27 protein-coding genes are annotated in these 26646 nt (G+C 69.5%); 13 read left to right on the top strand and 14 right to left on the bottom strand.

Annotated features, from left to right (window positions below):
- Window positions 1-18: 18 nt before the first annotated feature.
- From BR31_RS0110615 to BR31_RS0110600, 4 genes are all read right to left on the bottom strand, one after another.
- Window positions 19-426, bottom strand: a complete 408-nt coding sequence (locus BR31_RS0110615; protein ID WP_156042433.1) for a hypothetical protein — start codon at window positions 424-426, stop codon at window positions 19-21.
- Between the two features lie 103 nt (window positions 427-529).
- Window positions 530-1852, bottom strand: coding sequence for a sensor histidine kinase (locus tag BR31_RS0110610; protein WP_027500943.1), 1323 nt, complete (start codon window positions 1850-1852; stop codon window positions 530-532).
- Entirely contained in the window at window positions 1849-2559 is a 711-nt protein-coding gene (locus BR31_RS0110605) for a response regulator transcription factor (protein ID WP_027500942.1), read from the bottom strand. The genes BR31_RS0110610 and BR31_RS0110605 overlap by 4 nt, the downstream gene beginning before the upstream one ends.
- Window positions 2560-2630: 71 nt before the next feature.
- Entirely contained in the window at window positions 2631-3833 is a 1203-nt protein-coding gene (locus BR31_RS0110600; RefSeq protein ID WP_027500941.1) for a DUF418 domain-containing protein, read from the bottom strand.
- A 158-nt stretch (window positions 3834-3991) separates the two neighbouring features.
- Between BR31_RS0110600 and BR31_RS0110595 the strand changes: the two genes are divergently transcribed.
- Genes BR31_RS0110595 through BR31_RS0110575 form a run of 5 tightly spaced genes read left to right on the top strand, consistent with a single transcriptional unit; the run spans window position 3992 to window position 10036 of the window.
- Window positions 3992-4633, top strand: a complete 642-nt coding sequence (locus tag BR31_RS0110595) for a response regulator transcription factor (protein ID WP_231496438.1) — start codon at window positions 3992-3994, stop codon at window positions 4631-4633.
- Window positions 4630-5808 carry a sensor histidine kinase gene (locus BR31_RS28185; RefSeq protein ID WP_051637284.1) on the top strand — a complete coding sequence of 393 codons (1179 nt, stop codon included), beginning with the start codon at window positions 4630-4632 and terminating at the stop codon, window positions 5806-5808. Before BR31_RS0110595 ends, BR31_RS28185 begins: the two co-directional genes overlap by 4 nt.
- A gap of 44 nt (window positions 5809-5852) precedes the next feature.
- Window positions 5853-7184 (top strand): cryptochrome/photolyase family protein, encoded by a 1332-nt coding sequence (locus tag BR31_RS0110585; RefSeq protein WP_027500939.1) that lies wholly within the window; start codon window positions 5853-5855, stop codon window positions 7182-7184.
- Window positions 7185-7193: 9 nt separating this feature from the next.
- Window positions 7194-8558 carry a TIGR01777 family oxidoreductase gene (locus BR31_RS0110580; RefSeq protein ID WP_027500938.1) on the top strand — a complete coding sequence of 455 codons (1365 nt, stop codon included), beginning with the start codon at window positions 7194-7196 and terminating at the stop codon, window positions 8556-8558.
- Window positions 8555-10036, top strand: a complete 1482-nt coding sequence (locus BR31_RS0110575; protein ID WP_027500937.1) for an SDR family oxidoreductase — start codon at window positions 8555-8557, stop codon at window positions 10034-10036. Before BR31_RS0110580 ends, BR31_RS0110575 begins: the two co-directional genes overlap by 4 nt.
- Before the next feature lie 16 nt (window positions 10037-10052).
- Here BR31_RS0110575 and BR31_RS0110570 read toward each other — a convergent pair whose 3' ends face one another.
- Window positions 10053-10646: a lipocalin family protein gene (locus BR31_RS0110570; RefSeq protein WP_027500936.1), complete on the bottom strand. Its 594-nt coding sequence runs from the start codon at window positions 10644-10646 to the stop codon at window positions 10053-10055.
- An 83-nt stretch (window positions 10647-10729) separates the two neighbouring features.
- Between BR31_RS0110570 and BR31_RS0110565 the strand changes: the two genes are divergently transcribed.
- The 4 genes from BR31_RS0110565 to BR31_RS0110550 are packed head-to-tail and all read left to right on the top strand — an operon-like array spanning window position 10730 to window position 14857.
- A complete protein-coding gene (locus BR31_RS0110565; RefSeq protein WP_027500935.1) occupies window positions 10730-12058 on the top strand; it encodes an NAD(P)/FAD-dependent oxidoreductase in 1329 nt (442 codons plus the stop codon).
- Window positions 12013-12789, top strand: coding sequence for a DUF1365 domain-containing protein (locus tag BR31_RS0110560; protein ID WP_051637283.1), 777 nt, complete (start codon window positions 12013-12015; stop codon window positions 12787-12789). Before BR31_RS0110565 ends, BR31_RS0110560 begins: the two co-directional genes overlap by 46 nt.
- Window positions 12783-14057 carry a class I SAM-dependent methyltransferase gene (locus BR31_RS0110555; protein ID WP_156042437.1) on the top strand — a complete coding sequence of 425 codons (1275 nt, stop codon included), beginning with the start codon at window positions 12783-12785 and terminating at the stop codon, window positions 14055-14057. The genes BR31_RS0110560 and BR31_RS0110555 overlap by 7 nt, the downstream gene beginning before the upstream one ends.
- On the top strand, window positions 14054-14857 hold the full coding sequence (locus tag BR31_RS0110550) for a DUF1295 domain-containing protein (protein ID WP_027500932.1): 804 nt from the start codon (window positions 14054-14056) through the stop codon (window positions 14855-14857). The genes BR31_RS0110555 and BR31_RS0110550 overlap by 4 nt, the downstream gene beginning before the upstream one ends.
- Here BR31_RS0110550 and BR31_RS31855 read toward each other — a convergent pair.
- The 3 genes from BR31_RS31855 to BR31_RS0110535 form a co-directional block, all read right to left on the bottom strand.
- A complete protein-coding gene (locus tag BR31_RS31855) occupies window positions 14854-15231 on the bottom strand; it encodes a transposase (protein ID WP_269321341.1) in 378 nt (125 codons plus the stop codon). The genes BR31_RS0110550 and BR31_RS31855 overlap by 4 nt on opposite strands.
- 243 nt (window positions 15232-15474) lie before the next feature.
- Window positions 15475-15933 (bottom strand): hypothetical protein, encoded by a 459-nt coding sequence (locus BR31_RS0110540; protein ID WP_027500931.1) that lies wholly within the window; start codon window positions 15931-15933, stop codon window positions 15475-15477.
- Window positions 15934-16075: 142 nt separating this feature from the next.
- On the bottom strand, window positions 16076-16900 hold the full coding sequence (locus tag BR31_RS0110535; protein ID WP_197023587.1) for an SDR family NAD(P)-dependent oxidoreductase: 825 nt from the start codon (window positions 16898-16900) through the stop codon (window positions 16076-16078).
- 7 nt (window positions 16901-16907) lie between these two features.
- Between BR31_RS0110535 and BR31_RS0110530 the strand changes: the two genes are divergently transcribed.
- On the top strand, window positions 16908-17747 hold the full coding sequence (locus tag BR31_RS0110530) for a LysR family transcriptional regulator (protein ID WP_027500929.1): 840 nt from the start codon (window positions 16908-16910) through the stop codon (window positions 17745-17747).
- Between the two features lie 49 nt (window positions 17748-17796).
- Here the strand turns inward: BR31_RS0110530 and BR31_RS0110525 are convergent, their stop codons facing one another.
- Entirely contained in the window at window positions 17797-19683 is a 1887-nt protein-coding gene (locus BR31_RS0110525) for a propionyl-CoA synthetase (RefSeq protein WP_051637281.1), read from the bottom strand.
- Between the two features lie 187 nt (window positions 19684-19870).
- Between BR31_RS0110525 and BR31_RS0110520 the strand changes: the two genes are divergently transcribed.
- Both BR31_RS0110520 and BR31_RS0110515 read left to right on the top strand, forming a co-directional pair.
- Complete coding sequence (locus tag BR31_RS0110520; protein ID WP_027500927.1) at window positions 19871-20548, top strand: GOLPH3/VPS74 family protein; 678 nt, start codon at window positions 19871-19873, stop codon at window positions 20546-20548.
- Window positions 20548-21447, top strand: a complete 900-nt coding sequence (locus BR31_RS0110515; protein ID WP_037176195.1) for an SDR family oxidoreductase — start codon at window positions 20548-20550, stop codon at window positions 21445-21447. The genes BR31_RS0110520 and BR31_RS0110515 overlap by 1 nt, the downstream gene beginning before the upstream one ends.
- A gap of 4 nt (window positions 21448-21451) precedes the next feature.
- On the opposite strand, the gene BR31_RS0110510 is transcribed toward BR31_RS0110515, so the two are convergent.
- The 5 genes from BR31_RS0110510 to BR31_RS0110490 are packed head-to-tail and all read right to left on the bottom strand — an operon-like array spanning window position 21452 to window position 25908.
- The gene (locus BR31_RS0110510) at window positions 21452-22945 is read right to left on the bottom strand and encodes an acetyl-coenzyme A carboxylase carboxyl transferase subunits beta/alpha (protein ID WP_027500925.1); all 1494 of its coding nucleotides are present in this window, start codon (window positions 22943-22945) and stop codon (window positions 21452-21454) included.
- A gap of 9 nt (window positions 22946-22954) precedes the next feature.
- Window positions 22955-24178, bottom strand: coding sequence for an ABC transporter permease (locus BR31_RS0110505; protein WP_051637280.1), 1224 nt, complete (start codon window positions 24176-24178; stop codon window positions 22955-22957).
- The gene (locus BR31_RS0110500; RefSeq protein ID WP_027500923.1) at window positions 24175-25077 is read right to left on the bottom strand and encodes an ABC transporter ATP-binding protein; all 903 of its coding nucleotides are present in this window, start codon (window positions 25075-25077) and stop codon (window positions 24175-24177) included. Before BR31_RS0110500 ends, BR31_RS0110505 begins: the two co-directional genes overlap by 4 nt.
- The gene (locus tag BR31_RS0110495) at window positions 25074-25628 is read right to left on the bottom strand and encodes a hypothetical protein (protein ID WP_027500922.1); all 555 of its coding nucleotides are present in this window, start codon (window positions 25626-25628) and stop codon (window positions 25074-25076) included. Before BR31_RS0110495 ends, BR31_RS0110500 begins: the two co-directional genes overlap by 4 nt.
- Window positions 25621-25908 carry a helix-turn-helix transcriptional regulator gene (locus tag BR31_RS0110490; RefSeq protein ID WP_027500921.1) on the bottom strand — a complete coding sequence of 96 codons (288 nt, stop codon included), beginning with the start codon at window positions 25906-25908 and terminating at the stop codon, window positions 25621-25623. The genes BR31_RS0110495 and BR31_RS0110490 overlap by 8 nt, the downstream gene beginning before the upstream one ends.
- Window positions 25909-25996: 88 nt before the next feature.
- On the opposite strand from BR31_RS0110490, the gene BR31_RS0110485 reads away from it, so the two are divergent.
- On the top strand, window positions 25997-26548 hold the full coding sequence (locus tag BR31_RS0110485) for a hypothetical protein (RefSeq protein WP_027500920.1): 552 nt from the start codon (window positions 25997-25999) through the stop codon (window positions 26546-26548).
- Window positions 26549-26646: the final 98 nt, after the last annotated feature.

Here is a 26646-nt window from a genome sequence, read left to right as displayed (position 1 = left end):
ACGGGGCCTTTCGCGCGCTCAGGGTTCGAGGACCAGGGGCACGTTCAGGACGCAGGTGATCCCGCCGGGCAGCTGGTAGCTGCCGGCGACCTGCCCTACGCCGAAGCCCCCTGCCGCGGGACCGGTCGTGACGATGATGGTCCTGATGTCGCCCGGGTCGAGACTCACCGACGGTGTCGTGCCACCGGGGAACTGGAAGAAGTTCCTCACGATGATCCCGCCCAGACCGCTGGGGGTTTGCGCGTTGTGGATCAGCAGGGTCCCAGGCGGACCCGCCGCCACCGGTCCGCAGGCGGGGTCGGTCCCGATCTGAGCGCCGATGGGGGTGGCTGCGCCGGCAACCGGCGCGGCGAGCAGGCTGCCCGTGACGGCGGCTCCGGCGATCAGCAGCGCGGCGCGCACACGGACATTTCTCCTGGTGAGCATTGTTCTTCCCTTCGCGAGTCGTCCAGGGATGACGGCGACCGTCCGGTTCGGGGGTGCCGCCCACCATCGTTACTCGCTCAGGTGAGATCGCACATCCCCCGGCTCACGGCCGGTAGGGGAATTCCAGCACCAATCGGGCCCCGCCCAGGTCGCTGACCTCGAAGTACGCGCTGCCGCCGTGCAGCTGCGCCTGCTGCGCGACCAGCGCGAGGCCGAGCCCGGAGCCGCCCTTGCTGGCGCCTGTGCCGCGGTAGAAGCGCGCGAAGACCGCCTCCCGCTCGGCCTCGGTCACACCGGCGCCGTTGTCGTCGACGGTGATCGTGACGGTGTCAGGGGACGTGCGGCGGGCGGCGAGGACAACGGTCGTGGCGCCGCCGTGGCGGATCGCGTTGGCGATGGCGTTGTCCAGTGCCAGCCGCAGGCCTGCTGGCAGGCCCCGGATCACCAGCGACGGCTCGGATTCGACCTGGACCTGCACGTCCGGATGGTGCCGCCGCGCGTCTTGGGCGGCGAGGTCGCAGAGTTCGACGACATCGGTCGGGACGTGGTCGTCCTCGCTCGACAGTTCCCCGGACGCGAGGCGTTCGAGCGCGGACAGGGTGGCCTCGACGCGGCCCTGGGTCCTGGCCAGGTCGGCGAGGATCTCGGCCCGCTGTGATTCGTCGAGTTGGAGGGTGCTGAGCACCTCGATGTCGGTGCGCATCGCGGTCAGCGGGGTGCGCAGCTCGTGCGCGGAGACGGCGGAGAAGTCGCGTGCGGTGTCGAGGGCGGCGGTGGTCTGGGACTGGGCCTCGGCGATGCGTCGCAGCATGAGCTCGATGGCGTCGGCCAGTTCCTCTGCCTCGCGGACCCCTGACACCTTCGGCGGCGGGCCCTCGTGCGGGGGTCCGTCGCCGATCTGATGGGTGAGCTGCACGATCGGGCGGACGGCCCGGCCGCCGAAGATCCAGCCGAGCCCCGCAGCGGCGGCGATCGCGAGCAGCCCGGCCACCAGCACCCATTGCTGCTGCTCCGCGGTCACGTCCTTGGCCTCGGCGGCAGGCACCGCCAGCGAGACCGTCGTGTTCGTGCCCGCCACCGCCGTGGTGTTGACCCGGTAGGCGGTGTGGTCGACGTTCACCGTGGCGGCGCCCTCGGGCAGCTCGGGTAGCTGGGTGGGGGTGCTGGCGGCGAGGGTGCCGTCGTTTCGGATCGTGACGGCGAACGCGCCCGCGTCGCCGAACCTGGGCAGGAACATCGAGGCGGTGCCGATGTTGACGATCAGCACCCGTGCGGCGGTCTCCAGCCTGCGGTCGAGCTGGCTCATGTTGTTGCGGGAGATGGCGAGCGCGACGAAGACACCGAGCAGCGCGACGATGATGGTGGCGCCGAGGGCGGTGGCGGCCGCCACCCGGACCCGTAGCGAGTACGAGTGCCCGCGTTTCACGGCATTTCCCGGAGCACGAACCCGACTCCGCGGACGGTGTGCAGGAGGCGGGGCGAGCCGTTCGATTCGAGCTTGCGTCGCAGGTAGCCGACGAACACGTCGACCACATTGGTGTCGGCGACGAAGTCGTAGCCCCACACGAGTTCGAGCAGCCGCTCCCGGCTCAGCACGACGCCGCTGTTGCGGGCGAGAATGGCCAGCAGCTCGAATTCTCTTTTGGTGAGCTCGATTTCGCGGTCACCCTCATGGGCCCGCCTGCCCAGCAGGTCGACGGTCAACGGGCCGACGGTGATCGCGCCCTGCGGCGGCGGCGCCGCGACGGGCGGCGTCGTCCTGCGGCGCAGCATCGCGCGGATGCGGGCGACCAGTTCGGCGAGCACGAAGGGCTTGACGAGGTAGTCGTCGGCGCCCGCCTCGAGCCCCGACACCCGGTCGTCGACCGAGGCGCGGGCGCTGAGCACGCAGATCGGGATGTCGTTGCCCATCGCACGCAGCGCCGTGACGACGCTCGCGCCGTCGAGGACCGGCATGTTCATGTCGAGGACGATGGCGTCGGGGGAGCGGTCCGCGACCACGCCGAGCGCCTCGGCCCCGTCGGACGCGGTCAGGATGGTGAAGCCGGACAGGTGCAGGCCCCGTCGCAGGGAGACGAGCACGTCCTCGTCGTCATCGACGACGAGGACGGTGGCGTTGGCGGGTTCGGTCACCACGCCATTGTGCCCGGAGGGACCCGGCCTGCGCGTGCGGAACCCAGGGGACGACCTTGATGCGGATGCGCTCATCCGGTAGCGCGGCCCTCGCGGGTGAGCATGCGATACGACCAGTTCCAGGCCAGCTCGAAGGGGCCGCGGGTGAACTTCCGCAACCAGGCCCACGAGAACACGATCAGGAGCGCGGAGATCGTCGCGAATACCGCGTACGTGCCGTAGGTCGGGTCGAGTTGTTGGAAGAACGGACGGTTGAAGAGAAACCGCTGAGCGAGCACGCCGAGTACGTTCTGCAGCAGGTAGCAGCTCAGGGCCATGCGGCCGACGTTGGACAGCATGCGTCCCGGTGTGCCGACCCGACCGCGTCGGCCGATGTACTCGCCGGTCAGTGCCAGGATGCCGAGAGCGACGCCGGCGGCGGCGCCGTACCTGGCGAACGAGCCGAGGTTCGACGGGAATACCGAGGTCATGGACAGTAGGTAGTCCAGTGGCAGTGCGATACCGAATCCGAAGCTCATCAATGCGAACCGCAGCCGACGCCTCTCCTCGGTGAAGATGCCGATTCGGTATAGCTTCGCACCGAGCAGGAACAGGCCAAGTCCCATGAGCAAGATGGTCAGGAACTCCGATCCGTGGCCGAAGCTCCAGCCGAGGCTCTTGATGTTGGAGACCACGTCGGCGAGGTAGCTGTTGGCAATGGTGTCGCTGGGCAGTGCGTCGGCCCGTGTGGGGTCCATCTGTGTCGGGTCCATCTCCGGCTGATCGACGCTGTTGTGGTAGCCCTGCCAGGCCAACACCGCGAAGTGCACGGTCAGAAACAAGCCGATCAACCAGTACTGGATCCGTTCGCTCGTCAGTAGCAGAAACGCGACGAGCACACCCACGACGGCGTAGGCGCGCAGCACATCGAACTGGACGACGAAGATGTAGTTCAGTACACCGTCGGCGAACAGCAGCAGGGCGCGTACTGGGTATTTGCCCGGCCACTTTGCGCCCGCCCGCAGCGCGGCCTGACGCTGAATCTCAAGCCCGATACCGAACATGATGGTGAGCAGCCCCAAAAACTTGCCATTCGGCAGCCATCCCGAGAACATGTACAGCCAACTGCTCGTGGCGGACGAGTCTCGGAGCGTCCCGAAGCCGCTTGTGAAGATCCAGACATTGCTGGCCAGTGTGCCCAGAATGGCGACACCGCGCAGCACATCAAGCGCGAGAACTCGCTCATCCTTTGGTTTGTCGCCCGCAGTGGCTTCGGCTGTGGCTGTGGACGTCACACGCGGTCCCTTCCTCTCGAGTCGTGTCCGACGCTATGGCGCGGCAAACCGCCCGTCGTCGCCCGCGGGAACGATTCGTGCCAGCCACCTGGCTGCACAAACTCCCGCCACTCGTCGCCCGGTCGCCCGGCGTATCGTTGCTGCCGATGATCAGGACGATGGTGATCGACGACGAAGCTCTGGTCAGGACCGGTTTCGAGTTGATTCTCGGCCAGGACCCGGAGATCGAGGTCGTTGCGACGGCAGACGACCGAACGGCGCTCGACCAGATCGAGCGGCACCGCCCCGACGTGGTGCTGCTCGACATTCGCATGCCGCACATCGACGGACTGACCATTTTGCGCGAGACGCTGCGACGCGACGAACCGCCCGCCGTGGCCATCCTGACCACGTTCGACGCGGACGAATACGTTGTGGAGGCGCTGCGGCTGGGCGCGTCCGGGTTCCTCCTCAAGGACACCGACCCACGTCAACTCGCGACTCTGGTGAAGACTCTTGCGGCCGGTGGCGTGGTGCTGTCGCCCCGTGTGACCAGGTCGGTCATAAGCGGATTCGTCGCGTCCAGCGCGGTCGCCGCGTCCGTGACCGCGGTCGCGAAACTGACCGAACGAGAGCGCACCGTGCTCGCACACGCGTCGGTTGGCCTGTCCAACCGGGAAATCGCCGATCTCATCCAGCACAGCATCGGCACGGTGAAGGACGACATGAGCGCGGTGCTTGCCAAACTCGGCGTAGCGACCCGCGTTCAGGCCGCCTTGATCGCGCAGCAGGCCGGGGTGATCGACGGTGAGTCGCCGTGATCGATCACCCCGTGATCGCGCGGCTGGCGTTCGTGGCTCTGATTCTTGTTGCGGCGCTCGATATCTGGCTGGTCGGTGGCGGTATGGACGGGCGGGCGCAGGTTGCCGTCACGATAGGTATTGCCGCGCTCTTTCTGCGTTCCCGGTTTCCGGTCGTAGCGTTCGTGGCGACCTTGCCTGTCGCGGCGCTCGGAGTGTCGGTGTTGATCCCGGCCATTGCCATCTACAGCGTGGGGCGTTGGGTCCGGCGTGATGCTGTGGTGGTGCTGTGCGTCGCCGCGCTCTGCGTCGCGGGGATCGTGAGCCGGTACCCGATCGACTGGCGGTTCGATACGCGGTGGTTCGTAAGCGATCTCATCTTCATCGTCACGCTCGCTGCGGCCCCGGTGCTCCTCGGTCGGCTGGTTGCATCCCGAATCATGTTGCAGAGCAAGATCACCGAGATCACTCGTGCGCACGAGGAGGGTGATGTGCTGCGCACCGAGACCGCACTCGGCCGTGACCGTGCCCAGCTCGCTCGCGAGATGCACGATGTCGTCTCCCATCAGGTCAGCCTGATCGCGGTGCAGGCCGGTGCGTTGGAGGTGAGCAGTCGCGACGAGCTCACCGCGGACATCGCGGCGACCATCCGGACACTCAGCGTTCGCACGCTCGACGAGCTGCGACACATGATCACCGTGCTGCGCGCATCCGGCACCATCGCAACTGGTCTGGCCCCCCAACCGACCGTCGCCCAGTTGACCGAGCTCGTGGAGTCCAGCGGACTCGACGTCTCGGTCCGCGGCAACCTGCCGCCGAATCTGCCTGCCGCGATCCAGCGGGCGATCTATCGCACCGTGCAGGAGGCACTCACCAACGTCCGTAAGCACGCACCCGGCGCGCGGGTCACTGTCGACTACGGTTCGAGCACGACCACTATCACTGTTGCTGTCGTGAACAGCCACTCCGAGGCGCCTGCAATGGAACTACCCGGTTCACGGCACGGGCTGCGCGGTCTGACCGAACGCGCCGAACTGCTGGGCGGCACGCTCTGCGCGTATCCGGAACCCGACGGGAGCTTCCGAGTCGAACTGTGTCTGCCTTGGTCATCAAACCCGCGCCGAGAAACGGGAGAAGTCGTAGAGTTCGACACCCGCACCCACATTGGTTCGGTGCCACCAGCTCCGGACAACTAGAGTTCCTCAGTCTCATTGAAGTTCAGCCGTGGAGAATGGCTGCCATGAGTACCGCGGTCGTATGGTTCCGCCGAGACCTGCGCACCGGCGACCTCCCGACGCTGTCGGCGGCCGCCGGAGACGAGGTGCTCGGGCTGTTCGTCCTCGACGAGGCGTTGCTGCGACCGTCAGGAGCCGCGCGTCGCGACTTCCTCTACGGCAGCCTGGCAGCGCTCGACGACGACCTCGGCGGCAAGCTGTGTGTGGTCAGGGGCGACCCGCGGGTCGTCGTGCCGCAGGTGGCGAGGGAGATCGGCGCCGCCGCCGTGCACGTCAGCGCCGACTTCGGTCCGTATGGGCGTGACCGCGACGACGCGGTGGCGAGGGAGGTCGACCTCGTCCGTACCGGTTCGCCCTACGCGGTGGCGCCGGGCCGGGTGACGAAGGCCGACGGCGGCCCGTACCGGGTCTTCACCCCGTACTTCGGGCGCTGGCTCGACCACGGCTGGCGGGCGCCCGCGGACACGTCCGCGCGCACGGTCTCGTGGCTGGATCCGGCGCTGTCGGCCCGAGTGCCGATTCCGCGGACCGGCCCCGCGAGCCGAGAGCAGGCAGGGGAGCGGGCGGCGCTCGCTCGATGGGCGGAGTTCCTGGACGACGACCTGGCCGGCTACGACGTAGGCCGGGACCGGCCCGATCTCGACCGCACGAGCCGAATGTCGGTGTACCTCAAGTACGGGTGCATTCACCCGCGCACGATGCTCGCGGACCTCGCCGGTCGGCCCGGCAGCGGACCCGCGGCGTTCCGACGGCAGCTGGCCTGGCGCGATTTCTATGCCGACGTCCTGCACCATCGTCCCGACACCGCGCGGCGCAACTACGACCAGCGCTTCGACGCGATGCGATACGACAGCGGACCCGATGCGGACTCGGCGTGGTCGGCCTGGTGTGCCGGCCGGACCGGGTACCCGATCGTCGATGCCGGGATGCGTCAGCTGCTGGCCGAGGGCTGGATGCACAACCGGGTCCGGATGATCGTCGCGTCCTTTCTCGTGAAGGACCTGCACCTGCCGTGGTGGCGCGGGGCCCGGTACTTCATGCGCCACCTGATCGACGGCGACCTGGCCTCGAACCAGCACGGCTGGCAGTGGACCGCCGGATCGGGAACCGATGCGGCTCCGTACTTTCGGGTGTTCAACCCGATCACTCAGGGGAAGAAGTTCGACCCCGACGGTGACTACGTGCGCCGCTGGGTGCCCGAACTGCGCGACATCGCCGGGGCCCGGGTCCACACGTTGGACGACGGTCGCCCCCGCGACTACCCGGACCCGATCGTGGATCACGCCGTCGAGCGCGGGGAGGCGCTGGCCCGCTACGGCGAGCTGAAACGGGGTTAGGGTCGAACGATGGGCATCGTGTACTCGAGCGTGGTGGACACGCCCCGAGCAGCGGTCTTCGCCTGGCACGGCAGGCCGGGCGCCTTCGCCCGGCTGTCACCGCCGTGGCAGCCGCTGCGGATCGTGTCGGAGGCGGATTCGCTCGCCACCGGAACGGCGGTGCTCGCACTGCCGGCCGGGCTGCGCTGGGTCGCCCGCCACGACGGCGCCGCGTACGACCCACCCCATCGTTTCGTCGACGAACTCGCCGCCGACGGGCCGGCGTCGCTCCCGGTCCGGGCCACCCTGTCCTGGAGGCACATTCACGATTTCACCGAGGTCACCGCGGGATCGACCCGGGTGATCGACAGGGTCGAGACCCCGGTTCCGGAGTTCCTGCTGCGGTCGACATTCGCCTACCGGCATCGCCAGCTGGCCGGCGACTTGGCCGCACACCGCTGGGCGAGCGAGCGGGGCGTCCGGCCTGCGGTGGTGGCGGTCACCGGGGCCTCCGGTCTCGTCGGCTCAGCGCTGACCGCGTTCCTGAGCACGGGCGGGCACCGGGTTATCCGCCTGGTGCGGCGCGCACCGCGGACGCAGGACGAGCGACGGTGGGATCCCGCGGACCCAGCGGCGGACCTGCTGGCGGGCGTCGACGCTGTGGTGCACCTGGCCGGGGCGTCGATCGCCGGGCGTTTCACCGCGGCGCACATGCGGGCGATCCGGGACAGCCGCGTCGGGCCGACCCGCCTGCTGGCCGGGCTCGCGGGCCGCACCGAGGGCGGTCCGCGGACCTTCGTGTCCGCCTCGGCGATCGGGTACTACGGATTCGATCGCGGCGACGAGCTCCTCTCCGAGGACAGCTCCCGCGGCGACGGGTTCCTCGCCGATGTGGTGACCGACTGGGAGGCGGCCACTGGGCCTGCGGAGGAGGCCGGGCTGAGGGTCGTCCGGGTGCGTACCGGGGTGGTGCAGTCCGCGAGGGGCGGCACCCTCGCGCTGCTCCATCCGCTGTTCTCGGCGGGGTTGGGTGGACGGATCGGCGATGGCAGTCAGTGGCTGTCGTGGATCGGGCTCGACGACCTGGTCGACGTCTATCACCGGGTCCTGTTCGACGACTCGCTCCGCGGCCCGGTCAACGCGGTGGCACCGGCCCCGGTGCGCAATGTCGACTACACGCGCACCCTCGCGCGGGTGCTGCACCGTCCCGCGATCCTGCCGGTCCCTGGCTTCGGTCCCCGCCTGCTGCTCGGCGAGCGGGGCGCCCGCGAGCTGGCCGAGGCCGATCAGCACGTGGTCCCGACGAGGCTCGCGCTCGCGGGGCACGGGTTCCGGCACCAGGAGCTCGAGTCCGTGCTGCGCCATCAGCTCGGCCGGACGATCGACCCACCATGAGCGGCGCCCACGTCCTGGTGCTGGGCGCGACCGGCTACCTCGGCGGCCGATTGACCCCGCGGCTGCTCGCGGCAGGCCACCGGGTCAGGGCGCTGGTGCGTTCGCCGGACAAGCTGCACGACGTGCCGTGGGCGCCCGACGTGGAGATCGTGCGCGGTGACCTGAACGATCCCGCATCGTTGGCGGGGGCGTTCACCGACATCGACGTCGTCTACTACCTCGTCCACTCGATGGGCAGCAGCACCGAGTTCATCGAGACCGAGCGTCGCGGGGCGCTGAACGTGGCCGCGGCCGCGCGGTCCGCGGGCGTGGGGCGGATCGTCTACCTCGGTGGACTGCACCCGACCTCGTCCGACCTGTCGCCGCACCTGCGTTCCCGCACGCAGGTCGGGCAGATCCTCGTCGACTCCGGCATCCCGACGATGGTGCTGCAGGCAGGCGTGGTCATCGGGTCCGGATCCGCGTCGTTCGAGATGATCCGGCACCTGACCAATCGGCTGCCGGTGATGACGACACCGAGGTGGGTGAACAACCGCATCCAACCGATCGCCGTCCGGGACGTCCTGTACTACCTGATCGCGGCGGCCGAGGCCCCGCTTCCGCGCAGCCGCAGTTTCGACATCGGGGGACCGGACGTGATGCGCTATGGCGACATGATGAAGGTCTACGCGCAGGTCGCGGGCCTGGCGAACCGCCGCATCGTGGTGCTCCCGGTGCTGACGCCGAGGCTGGCGGGCCTGTGGATCGGGCTGGTGACACCGATCCCCACCGCACTGGGGCGGGCCCTGATCGAGTCGCTCCACAACGACGCCGTCATGGTCGAACACGGCATCGACGCGGTCATCCCGCCGCCAGAGGAGGGGCTCACCCCGTACCGGGACGCGGTGCGCCTGGCGCTCGGCCGCATCGAACGGGGGGAGGTGGAGACCACGTGGGCCAACGCGTCACCGGTGGGGGCGCCCTCGGACCCGCTGCCGTCCGACCCGGACTGGGCAGGAGAGGTGGTCTACACCGACGAGCGCAGCAGGGTGTGCGAGGCGGACCAGTGGACGCTGTGGCAGGTGGTCGAGAGCATCGGCGGAGAGAACGGCTGGTACTCGTTCCCGCTCGCATGGGCGGTCCGCGGCTGGCTCGACCGACTGGTCGGGGGAGTCGGTCTGTCCCGCGGCCGCCGGGACGCGCGGCGGCTCCAGACCGGAGACGCACTGGATTTCTGGCGCGTGGAGAGGATCGAGCGCGGCAGCCTGCTGCGACTGCGGGCCGAGATGCGCGCGCCGGGGGGAGCGTGGCTCGAGTGGCGGGTTCATCCCACCGCAGCAGGAACCGCCCGGCTCGATCAGCGGGCCGTCTTCTTTCCCCGTGGCCTCGCGGGGCGCGCCTACTGGTACGCGATCCTCCCGTTCCACGGGGTGATCTTCAAGGGCATGGTCAACAACATCGCGGGCACCGCGGCTCGACAGAACTCCCTCGAATCCTGAACCCTCCCGGCGCCTGTCACACCGTGCACAGCGGACGGATGTCCTCGCGCCCTCCGGTCGCAGGCGAGGTGAGCAGCAGACATGAGTTGTACCCGCGGGATTCGACGACCGCCCGGATCTCGCGCCAGCGCTCGGGGGAGGCGGAAGCCGACCGCGACAGCACGAATCCGGAGAACCGGCCCGGGTCCCCGACCAACGCCCACGAATAGTCGTCGGCGATGTGGCTCACCACGTAGTTCGTCGGTCCGTCCGGCGAGTCCTGGGTGGACACCCCGGGGAAACTGACATGCAGCTGCGCCATGGTGGCGGGGTCGTTCACCCGGGCATTGCCGACGATGCGGTTGTCGCCGCCCGCCCATGTGGTGCAGCTGTTCTCGACGCGCACGTTCTGCGCGTCGAGCAGCGTGTACGTGGCCTCGGTGTCGCGTGCGCAGTTCAGGCTGAACGGCTGCGGCACCGCGGCGAGCTGATGCCACGTACCCAGGTAGCGCTGCACGTCGAGCGACGGGACCGGGGCCAGGGGTGCGGCGGCGGCGGGCGCCGCGAGGAGCACCACCCCGCCGGTTGCCAACAGACCGACCGCCGTGCGGATGAGCGATTTCCTCGTCATGTGAGGTGGTTCGTAGCGGACGGCCCGCCGGATTGGTCCGAGTCACCGCCCATCCGCACCCGGCCCTGCTCCGAAGCACTCATATGGACAGCCTCTCCGCGGACCGGAACGTCGCCGTGATCGGTGGCGGCGTCGCCGGCCTGACCGCCGCGCACGTCCTGTCCCGCCGGGATCGCGTCACCCTGTACGAGGCCGACGACCGGCTCGGCGGGCACGCGCACACCCACACGGTGCACCTCGACACGGGGCAGTCGGTGTCACTGGACACCGGGTTCATAGTGCACAACGACCGGACGTATCCCACGCTGTGCCGACTGTTCGCCGAGCTCGGCGTCGCGACCCAGGAATCGGACATGTCGATGTCGATCCGGTCGGACGTCAACGGCCTCGAATATGCAGGCGCGCTGGGCCTGCGTGGACTGTTCCCGACCGCGGGCGCCCTGCGGCGTACGCGGCACTGGCGCATGCTCGCGGAGGTCACGAGGTTCCACCGGTCCGCCCGCCGCGTCCTCGGCGGGCCCGTCGACGGCCCCGACTCGCAGGAGACACTCGCCGACTTCCTCGCCCGGCACCGCTTCAGCCGGTACTTCCTCGACCATTTCATGACGCCGCTGGTGGCGGCGGTGTGGTCCTGCGACCCCGCGCTGGCAGGCAGCTACCCGGCGCGGTATCTGTTCACCTTCCTCGACCACCACGGCATGCTGACCGTCTTCGGTTCGGTGCCATGGCGGACCGTCACCGGTGGATCGTCGACCTACGTCGAGAAGATCGCATCCGGGATCGACGAGGTGCTCACCGGCACGGCGGTGACACGGATCGATCGGCGCGACGGGGTGTGTGTGATCGACTCGACCGGCGAGGTGCGCTACTTCGACGCCGCCGTCGTCGCCGTGCACCCGCATCAGGCGCTGGCGATGCTCGGAGGCCGCGCCTGCGCACTCGAGCGGTCCGTGCTCGGCGCGATGCCCTACTCGATCAATCACGCTCAGCTGCACACCGATCAGTCCGTGCTGCCGAGGGCACGGCGGGCACGGGCCTCCTGGAACTACCTGATTCCCGAGCGTGGCGTCGGCCCGCACGGCGTCATCGTCACCTACGACCTGACCCGTTTGATGCGCATCGACTCGGTCACCGACCGCCGATTCCTCGTGACGCTGGGCGGATCGCACCTGGTGGACCCGGGGTCGGTGATCGCGGAGATGACCTACGAGCATCCGATCTACACACCGGAGTCCGTCGCAGCGCAGTCCCGTTTGGCGGACCTCGGCTCGGAGACGGTCGCGTTCGCAGGCGCCTATCACGGTTGGGGATTCCACGAGGACGGGGCGATCTCCGGCGTGCGCGCAGCCGAACGGCTCGGCGGAGTGTGGGATACGGACGCGGCCGCAACGGTTCGGCAGGCAGCGCGGTGAACGGGTCCGCCGCCCTCTACCGGACCAGGATCCGGCACGTCCGAACCGAACCCGTCCACAACGCCTTCGGCTACCGCAGCTACAGCTGGTTCGTCGACCTCGACGCGCTGCCCCGCCTGCCGTGGTGGCTCCGGCCGTTCGCCGGATTCCGGGCGGAGGACCATCTCGAGGCAGGCGAGGGCCGAACCCTCAGGGGCCGCGTCGATGCCGTGCTGGCCGCGCACGACATCGACCTGCGGGGTGGGCAGATCACGGCGCTGATGAACGCGCGGGTCGCGGGCTACGTGTTCAACCCGTTGAGCCTGTTCTGGTGTCACGACAGCGCCGGTGACCTGCGCTGCGTGCTCGCCGAGGTGCACAACACCTACGGGGGCAGGCACTGCTACCTCCTCCGCACCGATCGGAACGGTCGCGCCGAGACCGACAAGCGGTTCTACGTCTCGCCGTTCAACGAGGTTGATGGCGTCTATTCGATGCGGCTGACGGAACCCGCCGACGTTCTGGACGTCCGTGTCGTGCTGCACCGGGACGGGCGGGCCCCGTTCGCCGCGACGATGCGCGGCCGCCGACGGCCCGCGACCACCGCGAACGTGGTCCGCGCACTCCTGGCGGCGCCGCTGGCCCCGCTGGTGGTCGCGGCGCGAATCAGAGTGCAGGGCATCAGGTTGTGGGCGCGCGGGGTACCCATCGCGCCCCGGCCTGCCACCGAGGAGAAGGAGAGGGCATCGTGACCGCGGAGAGTGTGAGAACCGACATCGACGACCGGATCTGGCCCGGCCTCGCGGATGCCCCCGCGGGGCCGCGCGCGCGATTTCTCGCGGCCGGGGCCGATCGACTGTTCCGCCGCGCGGCCGGTCGCCTCGAGATCCGCGTCGAGTACCCGGACGGCGCGATCGTCGGGGCGGGTGACCGACGAGACATTCTGCCGCGCATGATCATCCGGAGACCGGACGCGTTCGCCGCGCGGATCGCCGACGGCGGGCTGATCGGGTTCGGGGAGGCCTACATGGCGGGTGATTGGACCGCGCCGGACCTCGCCGCGGTGCTGACGGCCTTCGCCGTGGGCGTGGAGACGCTGGTCCCGCGCTCGCTGCAGCGGCTCCGCAGGCTGTTCGTCGCCGCGCAGCCGGCAGGCGAGCTCGGCACCGAACAGAACGCGCGGTCGAATGTCTCCCGACATTACGACCTGTCCAATGAACTGTTCGAGCTCTTCCTCGACGAGACGATGACCTACTCCAGCGCATTGTTCGACGGGGGACAGATCGGCTGGGACCAGCTCGCGAATGCACAGCGCCGCAAGGTCGATCGGTTGCTCGACGCCGCGGGCGTCGGACCGGGCACCCGGCTGCTCGAGATCGGCACCGGGTGGGGGGAGCTCTGCATCCGCGCCGCGCAGCGGGGAGCCACGGTCCGCTCGGTCACGTTGTCGACGCAGCAGCGGGCACTGGCGCGCCGTCGCGTGGCCGAGGCCGGGCACGCCGAGTCGGTGCGGATCGACCTGCTCGACTATCGCGCGGTCGAGGGCGAGTACGACGCGATCGTCTCGGTGGAGATGATCGAGGCGGTGGGCCATCGGTTCTGGGAGATGTACTTCGCCGCGCTCGACCGACTCCTCGCACCGGATGGCACGGTGGCGTTGCAGGCGATCACGATGGCACACGACCGGATGCTGACCACCAGGGACACCTACACCTGGGTGCACAAGTACATCTTCCCGGGCGGTTGCCTGCCGTCGACGCAGGCGATCGAGGCCGTCACCTCGCGGCACACGACACTGCGGGTGCGGGAGCTGACATCGATGGGTCCGCACTACGCGGAAACGCTGCGGCTGTGGAAGGAGCGGTTCGCCGCGCGCAGCGCCGAGGTCGCCGCGCTCGGATTCGACGAGATCTTCCGGCGGATGTGGCTGTTCTATCTCGCATACTCCGAGGCGGGGTTCCGTTCGGGCTACCTCGACGTCCAGCAGATCGTGCTCGACCGCGGGACCGGTCCGCGGTGAACGCCACCGGGCCCGCTGGTTTCGCCGCGGTCAGCGTCACCTGTCTGGTGGTGCTGGCGCTGCTGCAGGCCGGCACGTTCGCGGCCGGCCGCAGGATCGGCCGCTACAACGTGGTCGATGTGTCCTGGGGCCTGGGCTTCGTCCTGGTTGCGGTGGCGGCGGCGGCGATCGGCGGAGGAGACGTGACGCGCCGGATCCTGGTGGCGCTCCTGGTCGCGGTGTGGGGCCTGCGCCTGAGCTGGCACATGCACACCAAGTCGAGGGGACGCGGCGAGGACCCCCGCTACGAGGAGCTGCTGGCTCGGTCGGCGGGTTCGCGCACCGCGGTGGTGGTTCGGAAGATCTTCCTCACCCAGGGAGTCGCCCAGTGGTTCGTGTCGGTGCCGCTGCAGCTGTCCGCGGTGCTCGGCGCCACCAGCGGCGCCGCGCTCGCGGTCCTCGGGCTCGGTGTGGCGGTGTGGTTCGTCGGATTCGCCTTCGAGGCCGTCGGGGACAGCCAACTGGCGCGCTTCAAGGCCGAGCCCGCCAACCGCGGCCGGATCATGGACGTCGGGCTGTGGGCATGGACCCGTCATCCGAACTACTTCGGTGACGCGTGCGTGTGGTGGGGGTTGTGGCTGGTGACCGCGAGCGTCTGGCCGGGGCCGCTCACCATCGCGTCGCCGCTTCTGATGACCTACTTCCTCGTGTATGCCACCGGTGCCCGGCTTCTCGAGAGATCGATGTCGCGGCGCCCGGGCTATGCCGAGTATCAGGAGCGCACCGGGTTCTTCTTCCCCCGCGTGCCCCGACCGTCCTAGGGTGTGTCTGACAAAGCGTGGATCCATGCGATTGCGGCGTGGATGAGGACGGCGGCTCGGTAGACGATCGCGTGTTTGTTGTAGCGGGTGGCGAGGCCTCGCCATTGCTTGGTGTGGCAGAACCGGCGTTCGATCACGTTGCGGTTCTTGTAATCGGCGGCGTCGAGCCCGACGGGCCTGCCGCCGCGTGAGCCGCGACGTTTGCGGTGCCCCTGCTGGTCTCTGGGTTCAGGGATGACGGCCTTGATGCCACGCTCGCGCAGATGCTTCCGGATCGCGCGGGACGAGTACGCCTTGTCTCCGCGGACCGCATCCGGTCTCGTGCGCGGTCGCCCGATCTCCCGTCCGACGCGCAACTGCTCCAGAAGCGGCAGAATCCCCGGCCTGGCCGGGAGTGATCAGCGTGACCAGAGGCAGCCCGTTGCCATCGACGAGCTGATGGATCTTCGTCGACAACCCACCCCGCGAGCGGCCGATCCCGTGATCAGGCGGCTCGATCGCTGGATTCGTGTAGTTCGACCCATCCCCCTGTGGGGTGGATCGTGTTCGTCGCATGCTGATGCGCGCGAGCGATCGTCGAGTCCACCGACAGCGACCAATCGATCAATGGCTTCGGGTCAGGTCCGCTTGCGGCTCGCGATCTCGTCAGAGAGCTGCTGCACATGGGCGGGGTCCGCGTCCCGGGCAAGGGCGACGTAGTGGTCCATGACGGCCGGCCGGTAGCGCACGGGCAACGTCTGTCCTGGTGCGAGTCGGGTGAGCTCGGTGATCGTGAGGTCTTCGTCTGCGATACCGCGAAACGAGATGCCGTCGGCGGTCTCCACGTCGAACATCAGGACCACGCGTGGATTGCCGTTGACCTCCCGCCAGTCGATGAGAACGCCGAGTGCAAGCGCGCCCGTGCGCAGTTCGGCATTGCGCTTGCGTGCATCACTGCTCAGGAGCGGGTTCGGGGCGACGCCCGGAAAGTCGGGCCCGACGCCGAGCGATTCCCGACTCAGGTCCGGCCTGAGCTGCGCCATCACATCGTCGAGCGTCTTCGTCGAATCGTTGAGCTTCTTCTTCCAACCGAACATCCTGACCCCTCCCTCACACCAGTGCCGGAATCTCGGCCTGGCGCTTCGCCCTCACCGCGATTGTATGGCGCGGCCATTCCGACCTCCGTCGCATCACCCCGTCCCGATGCCTATTTGTCAGACACGCCCTAGAGCGCGCCCGTCACCAGGGCACCGTTCCCGAGTCGTCGAAGAATCCTCCGGTCGGGCCGTCGTCGGGCAGGGTCGCGAGGCGAATCGCCACGGCCGCACCCTGTTGCGGTGTACGGACGCCGCGAAACCCGTTGAGGTCGGTGGCAGTGAAACCGGGACAGCCGGAGTTGATCAGGATGTTGGTATCACCCAGTTCCTTGACGTACTGGACAGTGAGGGCGTTGAGGAAGGTCTTCGAGGCCAAGTAGGCGGCGGGAACCGGGCCCATGTCGATGCCGGGTGTGGTTTGCAGGGCGAGCGAGCCGACGCTGCTGGACATGTTGACGATTCGCGGTGACGCCGAGGCGCGCAGCATCGGCAGCATCGCGTTGGTCACGCTGATGACCCCGATCACGTTGGTTTCCACGACGATTCGCACGGTCGCGGGATCGACCGTGGTCGGTGTCTGCGGCATACCGCCGGTGATCGCGGCATTGTTGACCAGAACGTCGAGCCCGCCGGCATGGCCGGCGATCAATTCGGCCGCCGCGGCCGCACTTGCGTCGTCGGTCACGTCGAGCGGCACACCGAACGCATCGGTCCCGGCCGCGCGCAGCTTCGCCACCGCGGCCTCGCGGCGTTGCCGATCACGCGCGCCCACACCGATTCGCCAGCCGAGCGCGCCCAGGCCGGCGGCGATCTCGTATCCGATTCCCTTGTTCGCGCCGGTCACCAGCGCAATCGTCTGTTCACTCACACCGCCGATCCTGCTGCGGCTCCGGGTGCAGCGTCCAAGACCGATCGGGTGGGCGGCGATACCGCACGGGTATTGGTCGTGGTGATCGCCGGATACCATTGGCCCGGTGGAGACGCGGGAGATGCGGTACTTCGTCGCCGTCGCCGAGGAGTTGCACTTCGGGCGGGCGGCACAGCGGCTCGCGATCGCGCAACCACCACTATCGCGAGCCATCCAGCAGCTCGAACGGCGGCTCGGAGTCGTCCTGCTGCACCGCACCGCTCGCGCCGTCGCCTTGACCGAGGCCGGGTCGGTGCTGCTGCGGGAGGCCAGGACCGCGCTCGACGCGGTCGAAGCCGCCGAGCGGCGAACCCGCCGCGCCGCGGCCGACCGGCCCGGTGTTGTGCTGGCCACCAAGGCCGGAGCGTCCAGCGAACTGTTGTCGAAGCTGCTGCACGCCTACGCCGCCGAACCGGGCGCCGTGGCAGTCGAGGTGATGCTGTGCGGGCCAGGCCAGCCGGAAGGTCTGCTGCGCAACGGGCGTGCCGACGTTGCTCTGCTGCACCGGCCCTACGACACGACGGCCGGATTCGACACCGAGGATCTGCACACCGAACAGCAGGTCGTGGTCCTGCCCGCGGGGCATCCCCTCGCCAGCCGGGCGAATCTGCCGTTGGCCGAAGTCAACGCCCTGACGGACCTGCCCCTGCCGCGCTGGCCCGGACGGGATGGCAGCTATCCGGACGGCCCCGGCCCGCAGGTGCGCGACCATACCCAACTATTCCAACTGATCGCGCTCGGACGGGCTTGCGCGCTGGTGCCCGAGTCGCTCCGAGCCCAGCTACGCGACGATCATGCCGTCGTGCCCGTGCCGGACGCACCGGCCGTCACGACCGTCGTCGCCTGGCCACCACACAGCAGATCCAAAGCCGTTGCCGACCTTGTCCGTACGGCGGTACACCTCTAGCCGTTACCATCCGCAACTGCCGCAGGTCGCGTGGTTCGAGCAACAGGCCCTAGGTGTCCCGTCCACCCAACAACCGGGCCAGCGCGTCGAGCACCGCGGGGTCCTCGATGGTCGAGGGCACGGTGTACTCGTCGTGGTCGGCGATCTGTCGCATCGTCTTACGCAGGATCTTCCCGGATCGGGTCTTGGGCAGCGCCTGCACGACGGTGACGTCGCGGAAGGTCGCGACGGCGCCGATCTGGTCGCGCACCATGGCCACCAGCTCCACCCGGAGCTGCTCCGGGTCGATGTCGGCGCCCGCCTTGAGCACGACGTATCCGCTCGGCCGCTGTCCCTTGAGCTCGTCCTTGATGCCGATCACCGCGCACTCGGCGACGGCGGCGTGCCCGGCCACAACGGCCTCCATGCTCCCGGTCGAAAGGCGGTGCCCCGCAACGTTGATGACGTCATCGCTGCGGCCGAGCACGAACACGTACCCGTCGGCGTCGATGTAGCCGGAGTCGCCGGTCAGGTAGTAGCCGGGGAAGGTCGCCAGGTAGGACTTGACGTACCGGTCCTCGTCGCGCCACAGTCCGGCCAGTGTGCCGGGCGGCATCGGCAGCTCGATGACGATGTTGCCCTCGGTGCCTGCCTGCACCGGCGCACCCTCCCCGTCCAGGATCTCGACGTGATAGCCGGGCACCGGCACGGTGGGGGAGCCGGCCTTGATGGGCATCGGTTCGAGCCCGCGCAGGTTCGCGCAGATGGCCCAGCCGGTCTCGGTCTGCCACCAGTGGTCGATCACCGGCACGCCGAGCTTCTCGGTGGCCCACTCGTAGGTGTCGGGGTCGAGCCGCTCACCGGCCGCGAACAGCGTCTCGAGCGAGGAGATGTCGTACCGCGCAATCTCTTTCGCCTCGGGATCGACCTTGCGGATCGCCCGGATCGCGGTCGGCGCGGTGAACAGCGCGCGCACGCCGTGGTCGCCGATCACGCGCCAGAACGCGCCTGCGTCGGGGGTCCCGACCGGCTTGCCCTCGTAGAGCACCGTCGTCGCGCCGACCAGGAGCGGGCCGTACACGATGTACGAGTGCCCGACGACCCAGCCGACGTCGGAGGCCGTCCACATCACCTGGCCGGGGCCGATGTCGTAGAGGTTGCGCATCGACCAGGCCAGCGCCACCGCGTGGCCGCCGTTGTCGCGGACCACGCCCTTCGGCTTTCCGGTGGTGCCGGAGGTGTACAGGATGTAGAGCGGATCGGTCGCGGCGACCGACACGCAGCCTGCGGGCTCGGCGGCGGCGAGCGCGGCATCCCAGTCCAGCCAGCCGGCGACATCGCTCGCCGATCCCGGGATCTGCTCGCGGTCCTTGACGATCACGGTGCCGGGAGCGTTCGCGGTCAACCCGAGCGCTCGCTCCACGATCGGCAGGTACTCGATGGTCCGGCCCGGTTCGAGTCCGCCGGACGCGGTGATCAGGGCCTTCGGCTCGGCATCGTCGATGCGGGCGGCCAGCTCGGCGGCCGCGAAACCGCCGAACACCACGGAGTGGATCGCGCCGATGCGGGCGCAGGCGAGCATCGCGATCGCGGCCTCCGGGATCATCGGCATGTACACGATCACCCGGTCGCCCGCCGTGACGCCCTGCGCGACCAGCGCGCCCGCGAAGCGCGATACCTCGTCGAGCAGCTCGGCGTAGCTGTAGGTGCGGGTGGTGCCCAGCATCGCGGAGTCGTAGATCAGCGCCGCCTGCTCACCGCGGCCTGCGGCGACGTGCCGGTCGAGCGCGTTGAAGCAGGTGTTCAGCGTGGCACCGGGAAACCAGCGGTACATCGGGGCGTCGTCGGCGTCGAGGGCGCGGGTGGGAGCGACATCCCAGTCGACCGCGTCGGCGGCATCGAGCCAGAAGCGCTCCGGTTGCTCGACGCTCTCACGGTAGGCCTCGGCGTAACTCATCGACTCGTGTCCTCTCAACCGCTCCGCAGGTGTGACGCGCACTACAGGGTAGGTGACCGGGTCGGTGCAGCAGTGCGATTGGCCCCGCCGCGGACGTCGTCTGCGCCGGGCGGCAGCGAAGCGTCGGTGAACGGCGCTCGGGCCTCGAGCTACCACCCGCCCCGTCGAGCCGACGTACCGTGGACGCATGACTTTGCTCGCCGAAGATCTGCTCCTGCTCCTGCTCGACGACGAATCCGGCAAGCCGCTGATCGGCAGCACCGCGCTGCCGAGGGCGTTGGCCGGGGCCGTGCTCCTCGAACTCGCGCTCGGTGGCGTGGTGCGGCCGGCCGGGGAGGGTGAGGAGGTGAAGAAGGGCAGGCTTGTGCTGAGCGAGGAGGCGCCGCCCGAGGACCCGATCCTCGCGGGCGCGGTCGCCCGGATCCGGGACTCGAAGCCGCTCAAGCCGGAGAGCGCGATCGAGAAGATCGACCAGCGGCTCCGCGAGGCGCTCGTCCAACGGATCGTGGACAGGGGCTGGGTCCGCGAGTCGAAGGGGCGTCTGCTCGGGATCTTCCCGACCACGGTGTGGCCCGCGGTCGACGAGAGCCACGAGCGTGCTGTCCGCGACGAGCTTCGCGCCGCCCTGGTGGACGGCGCCACCCCGACCGAGCGGACCGCCGCACTGGTCTCGCTGCTCTCCGCCGTCGACGCGGCGCCCAAGGTCATCGCGGACGGTGACCGTCGCGCAATCAAGAAGCGGGCCAAGGAGATCGCCGACGGTGAGTGGGCGGGTGCCGCTGTCCGCAGGACGGTCGAGGCCGTGAACGCCGCGATCATGGTCGCGGTGATCATCCCCGCGACCGCGGCGGGCGGAACCTCCTGATGCACGGCAAGGTCGCGCTGGTCGCGGGCGCGACCAGGGGCGCGGGGCGCGGGATCGCCACCGCGCTCGGTGCGGCCGGCGCCACCGTCTACGTCACCGGCCGGACCAGCGGGTCGCAGCGGTCGGAGATGAACCGGCAGGAGACGATCGAGGAGACGGCGGCCCTCGTGGACGCGGCAGGCGGTCGCGGGATCCCGGTCCGGGTCGACCACCTGGTGCCCGAGGAGGTGGGCGCGCTGGTCGAGCGGATCCGGGCCGAGCAGGGCGCCCTGCACGTGCTGGTCAACGACATCTGGGGAGCCACCGAGATGGAGTGGGACAAGACGGTGTGGGAGTCGTCCCTCGACGTGGGGCTGCGGTACCTGCGGCTCGGCGTCGACACTCACGCCATCACCAGCCATTTCGCGATCCCGCTCCTGCTGGAGACCCCCGGTGGCCTGGTCGTCGAGGTGACCGACGGGACCGACGAGTACAACGCCGCCAACTATCGGGTGTCGTTCTTCTACGACCTGGCCAAGGCCGCGGTCAGCCGGATGGCGTTCGCGCTGGCCCACGAGCTGGGACCGCGCGGTGCGACCGCGGTTCTGGTCACCCCTGGCTGGCTGCGGTCGGAGATGATGCTGGACAACTTCGGTGTCACCGAGTCGAATTGGCGCGACGCCACCGAGCGGATCCCACATTTCGCCATCTCGGAGAGCCCGACCTATGTGGGCCGGGCGGTGGCGGCACTCGCGCAGGATCCCGACGTCGCGCGCTGGAACGGGCAGTCGCTCTCCAGCGGGCAGTTGGCACGGGAGTACGGCTTCACCGATCTCGACGGCAGCAGACCCGACGCGTGGCGTTACCTGGTCGAGGTCCAGGAGCCCGGCAGACCGGCCGACACCACCGGGTACCGCTGACGGATCAGCGCGGCAGCCCCAGATTCCGGTAGCGCGCGATCCTGGCCGCGTACCGATCGGCGGCGGGCTGATCGACCAGGCCGTACAGCTCCCTGGCGATGGCCTCGCCGACCCGCTTAGAGAACCCGATCGGCTCGTCCGCCGCGTCCGGTGATTCCGGGATGATCGCGTCGATGATGCCGTCGCGCAGCAGGTCCAGCGAGCGGATGCCCTGAGCGGCGGCCATCTGCGGCGCGTGCGTGGTGTCGCGGTGCACGATGGCGCTCGCTCCCTCAGGGGGAAGCGGTGCGAGCCAACCGTTCTGCGCGGACAACACCCGATCCGCGGGCAGCAGCGCGAGGGCGCCGCCGCCGGTGCCCTGCCCGAGCAGCACCGAGACGGTGGCCGTGTCGAGGGTGACCAGGTCCGCGAGGCAGCGCGCGATCTCCGGGGCGAGGCCCTTCTCCTCGGCCTCCTTCGAGAGCGAGGCGCCGAGCGTGTCGATGACCAAAACCAGCGGGATCCGCAGTTCCTCGGCGAGTTTCATCGCCCGCCTCGCCTCGCGGAGCGCGGCCGGTCCCATCGTGTGTGCCGGGGACTGACCGCTGCGGTCCTGGCCGAACAGCACGCACGGCGCGCCCCGGAACCGCGCCAGCGACACCAGCACGGTCTGGTCCGCCTCGCCCTGCCCGGTGCCGCTGAGCGGGATCTGCTCGGTGGCCGCGTGCCGCAGCAGCTGCCGGATACCGGGCCGGTCGGCCCGGCGCGAGAGCATCACCGACTGCCATGCGGGCACGTCCGGGATGTGGGCGGGCTCGGGATTCGGGTCCTGCCACTGCCCGGTCTCGCCGGTCATCACCCGCAACGCGCGATGAACGAGGTGCCGCAACCAGTGCGGCGACACCACGCCGTCGATGACCCCGCTGTTGTAGAGGTTCTCGGCGGTCTGCACGCCCTCGGGGAACTTCTCGCCGTACAGCGCCTGGTAGACCCGAGGGCCGAGGAAGCCGATCAGCGCGCCCGGCTCGGCGATCGTGACGTGCCCGAGCGAACCCCAGGACGCGAACACCCCACCGGTCGTCGGGTTGCGCAGGTACACCAGGTACGGCAGGTGCGCGGCCTTGTGCACGGTGACCGCCGCCGCGATCTTGATCATCTGCACGAAGGCGAGGGTGCCCTCCTGCATCCGGGTGCCGCCCGACGTCGGGGACGCCAGCAGCGGCAGGCCCTCGGCGGTCGCCCGCTCGATCGCGGTGACGATCCGCTCGGCGGCGGCGACGCCGATGGACCCCGCGAGGAAGCCGAACTCACAGGCGATCACCGCGACCCGGCGACCCCGGACGGTTCCGACACCGGTGATCACGGACTCGTCGAGGCCGGTCTTGGCTGCGGCCGCGTCGAGGTCCGCTCGATATGAGCTGTTCGCCTCGACCGGCACCGGCGGCCGGTCCCATGGCTCGAAGCTCCCGGCATCGAGTACCAGGTCCAGGATCTGCTGGGCCGACAGGCGCACGGTCATGGCCCGACCTTATCGGCCGAACGCCTCCCGCCAGGACACCGTCTTGCCGACCCGCAGGATCGAGCGCTGGTAGATCTTCGCGGCTACGAGCGAGAGCGCCGCGGTGACCGCGATCATCAGCACGATGGTGCCGATCACCTGTGCCGGGTCGGTCACCCCGGCCGCGATCCGCAGCGGCATCAGGATCGCGGAGAACGGCGGGATCCAGCTCAGCACGGTGCTCAGGGTGCCGTCCGGGTTGCCGACCGCGGAGAAGGCGGAGAAGAACATCGCCATGATCAGCAGCATCAGGGGCATCGTCGTGGAGTTCACGTCCTCCTGGCGCGAGACCATCGAGCCGGCCGCGGCGTAGAGCACCGCGAAGAACGTGAAGCCGAGGACGAACCAGCCGAGGGTGCCGACGAACACCCCGATCGCCGTGCCGGTGACGGTCAGGACCCCGGTGGCGAGTCCGGCGCCGACCCCGGCGACACCGTATGCGGTCAGCTGTACCAGCCCGACCGCGCCGATGCCGATGACCTTGCCCCACAACAGCTGCAGCGGGCGCAGGGTCGACAGCAGCAGCTCGACCACCCGGCTGGACTTCTCCTCGACGACGCCCATCGCGACGTACATGCCGAAGCCGAGGATCTGCATGTACAGCAGGGTCACCGCCGCGATGGACATCGCGATGCGCTGGCCCTCCTCCGGGTCGGGCGGATCGATCGCCTCGACGGTGACCACGGCCGCGCCGATGTCCGCACTCAGCTGCGCGACGTCCACGCCCTGGGCCGTCAGAGCCCGCTGCTGAGCCTGGCCGGTGACCGCGATGTCGATGACGGTGCGGAGCGCGGCGTCGATCTCGGATTCGGTGACCGCGGTGGCGGATCCGTCCGGATTCGGGATGAGGGCCACGTCCAGGTCGCCGCTGCCGACGCGATCTCGGGCGGTCTGTTCGTCGGGGATCTCGGACACCTCGACGGGCGTGCCCACCTGCTCTCCCGCGGCCACAAGGGTCGGGGACAACGACTGGTCCCCGACCAGTCCGATGGCGGCGCGGTCCGCGTCGTCGCCGGTGGAGAAGATCGAGTACCCGACGATGCCGCCGACGATGGCGATCAGGATGACCACGTTGCTGATCAGGAAGCTCTTCTTGCGGACCTGGGTGAGGAACTCGCGCTTGGCGACCAGGCGTACTGCGCGGGCGGTCGGCAGTGTCTTCTGGTCGTTCCGCAGGCTCCACTCCCTGGTCATGCCGCGACCACCTCTCGGAACAGTTCGGTGAGGGACGGGCGGTGCAACGAGAACTCGTGTACCGGTCCGGTTTTCAGGGCGGCGGCGAGGATCGCCTGGTCGTCCGCGCCTGGCTCGAGCGTGAGCACGGTGCGCCCGTCGGTGTGACTGACCGCGCTCACCCCGGCCAGGTGCTGTGCCCAGTCCGCGCCCGCACCGGGGGCGTGCACGACGAGCTGGGCGCTCTCGCCGCCGCGCAGTTCGTCGACGGTGCCGACCGCGCGCATCTTGCCGTGCTTGATGATGCCGACGCGGTCGCACAGTCGCTGCACCAGGTCGAGCTGGTGGCTGGAGAAGATCACCGGCACCCCGGTCTTCGCCTTCTCGATCAGCACGTCGCTCATCACGTCCACCGCGACCGGGTCGAGGCCGGAGAACGGCTCGTCCAGGACCAGCACCGCCGGGTCGTGCACCAGCGCCGCGGCCAATTGGACTCGCTGCTGGTTGCCCAGGCTCAGCGAGTCCACGGTGTCACCGATGCGTTCGGCGATGCCGAGCCGGTCGGTCCAGCGGGTCACCGCCGACCTCGCCTCGGGGCGTGAGAGTCCGTGCAGTTCGGCGAGATACGAGAGCTGGGCGCCTACCTTCATCTTCGGGTACAGGCCACGCTCCTCGGGCATGTATCCGATGGTGCGGCGCACGTCCAGGTCGACGGGTCGGCCGCCGAGCCGCACCTCGCCGGAATCGGCGGACAGCACCCCGAGCGCGATCCGCATGGTGGTGGTCTTTCCTGCGCCGTTGCTGCCGACGAATCCGAAGATCTCGCCGGGGCGCACCTCGAAGCTGAGGTCGTCGAGCGCGACCACCTCGCCGTAGCGCTTGGAGATGCGGTCGATGGTGAGGGTGTGGCTGTCGGTCACGCTGCCTCCATGGGGAATTCGTCGGACTCGGGATCGGGATCGGGGCGGCTCCAGGCCAGGATCATCGCGGGGGAGCAGCCGCCGATCATCAGCGTGGTGAGGGTGAGCAGCCCGCCGGTGTAGGCCATCGTGGTGTGGCTTCCCTCGGTGACCACGCTGCCGACGATCAGGTAGATGACCGGGATCATCACCAGCGACTGGGTGATGCTCAGGCCGGTGGAGCGGGCCGCGTTCTGCTGCTGCACCTCCCACTCGTCGAGGGTCCCGGACGGCGCGTCGCCGAGGCGGCCGGAGACGATCTGCAGCGAGGTCCAGATGGGGAGGAAAAGCAGGCAGGCGGGCAGCCACAGCAGCGGGCCGCGCTCGAAGAAATGGCAGAGCACGCCGACCGTGAGCATGAAGGCGAAGGTCGCGGCGAGCGCGATCACCAGGATTCGACGGCGGTGCCGGGTACGCCAGCCGGGCAGCATGTGCCGCCACTTCTCGGAGTTCGCGAGGAACCTCCTGGCCCGGTGCGCCTGATAGCGCTCGACGAGGTTCATCTCAGGCATCTCGGTTCACTCCTGACTCGCGTGGTCGGTAGAGCTCGGTGGAGAGCGGGGTGAACTCGGTCCGCGAGAACACCGCCTCGATCGGCAGGCCGAACACCTCGCAGATCCGCATCGCCAGGTCCAGGCTCGGGAAGTGGTCGCCGCGCTCGAGCGCGCCGACGGTCTGCGGGTTCACCTCGATCAGTTCGGCCAGCCGGACCCTGCTCAGCGAGCGCTCGGCCCGCAGCACCGCGATGCGGTTGAAGATGGGGCGCGATTCCCCGCGTCGTACCGGGCTCATGCATCAGATTGTTGGGAAAACCCAACAGTCTGTCAAGTAGTTCCTACGGTCGGGGAACGAGTCCTACTCGATGTAGTACGGTTCGCCCATGCGCGTCGGCCCAGGTGAGAAGCTCTCTCGCCGTGTGCGCTGCGCGTCCGTCGGCTCGACAACCGCGGCCGTGGCCGTCGCAGCGCACGGCGCGGGCGGTGGCGGACTGCCCGCCGGGTCCACCCTCATGCTCCTCGTCGGGTTCTCCGCGGTGCTGGTCGCCGTGATGGCCGCAGTCCCCGCGCTTCGCCGCGGGGGGCCTGCGCTGGTCCCGATCCTGGCGGTCGGGCAGCTCGGTGCGCACACCACGCTGGCGTTCGGCGGCGCCCACCACGCGGACATGGCCTCGGGTCCGATCGGCGGCATGAGCCCGCAGATGCTCGCCGCGCACGCCCTCGCGATCGGCGTCTGCGCCGCACTCATCGCGGCGGCGGAACGGATCGGCCCGCGCACCGAGGCCGCGCTGCGCGCGGTCGTCGCGGCACTCGTCGTCGCCATCCCCGTCCTCGAACGACCCCGCAGCTGGCGACCCGTCGCCGAGGTGCACCCGCTCGTCTCCGCCCTCTGCCGCGTATCGGTCTCGCGGCGCGGCCCACCGCTTTTCGTCTGATCACACCTCACCCCACCGCGTAACCACGGCCGTCCCGGCCGGGGCGCGGTCTCTCGCGGTTCCCATGGGGTCCCGCGCACCCAAAGTCTGATCGACGA

The sequence above is a fragment of the Rhodococcus sp. UNC363MFTsu5.1 genome (assembly GCF_000686785.1).
GTDB classification, from domain to species: domain Bacteria; phylum Actinomycetota; class Actinomycetes; order Mycobacteriales; family Mycobacteriaceae; genus Rhodococcus_G; species Rhodococcus_G maanshanensis.
The sequence above is the reverse complement of the archived record's forward strand: the minus strand, read 5'-3'. Positions and strand labels throughout refer to the sequence as shown.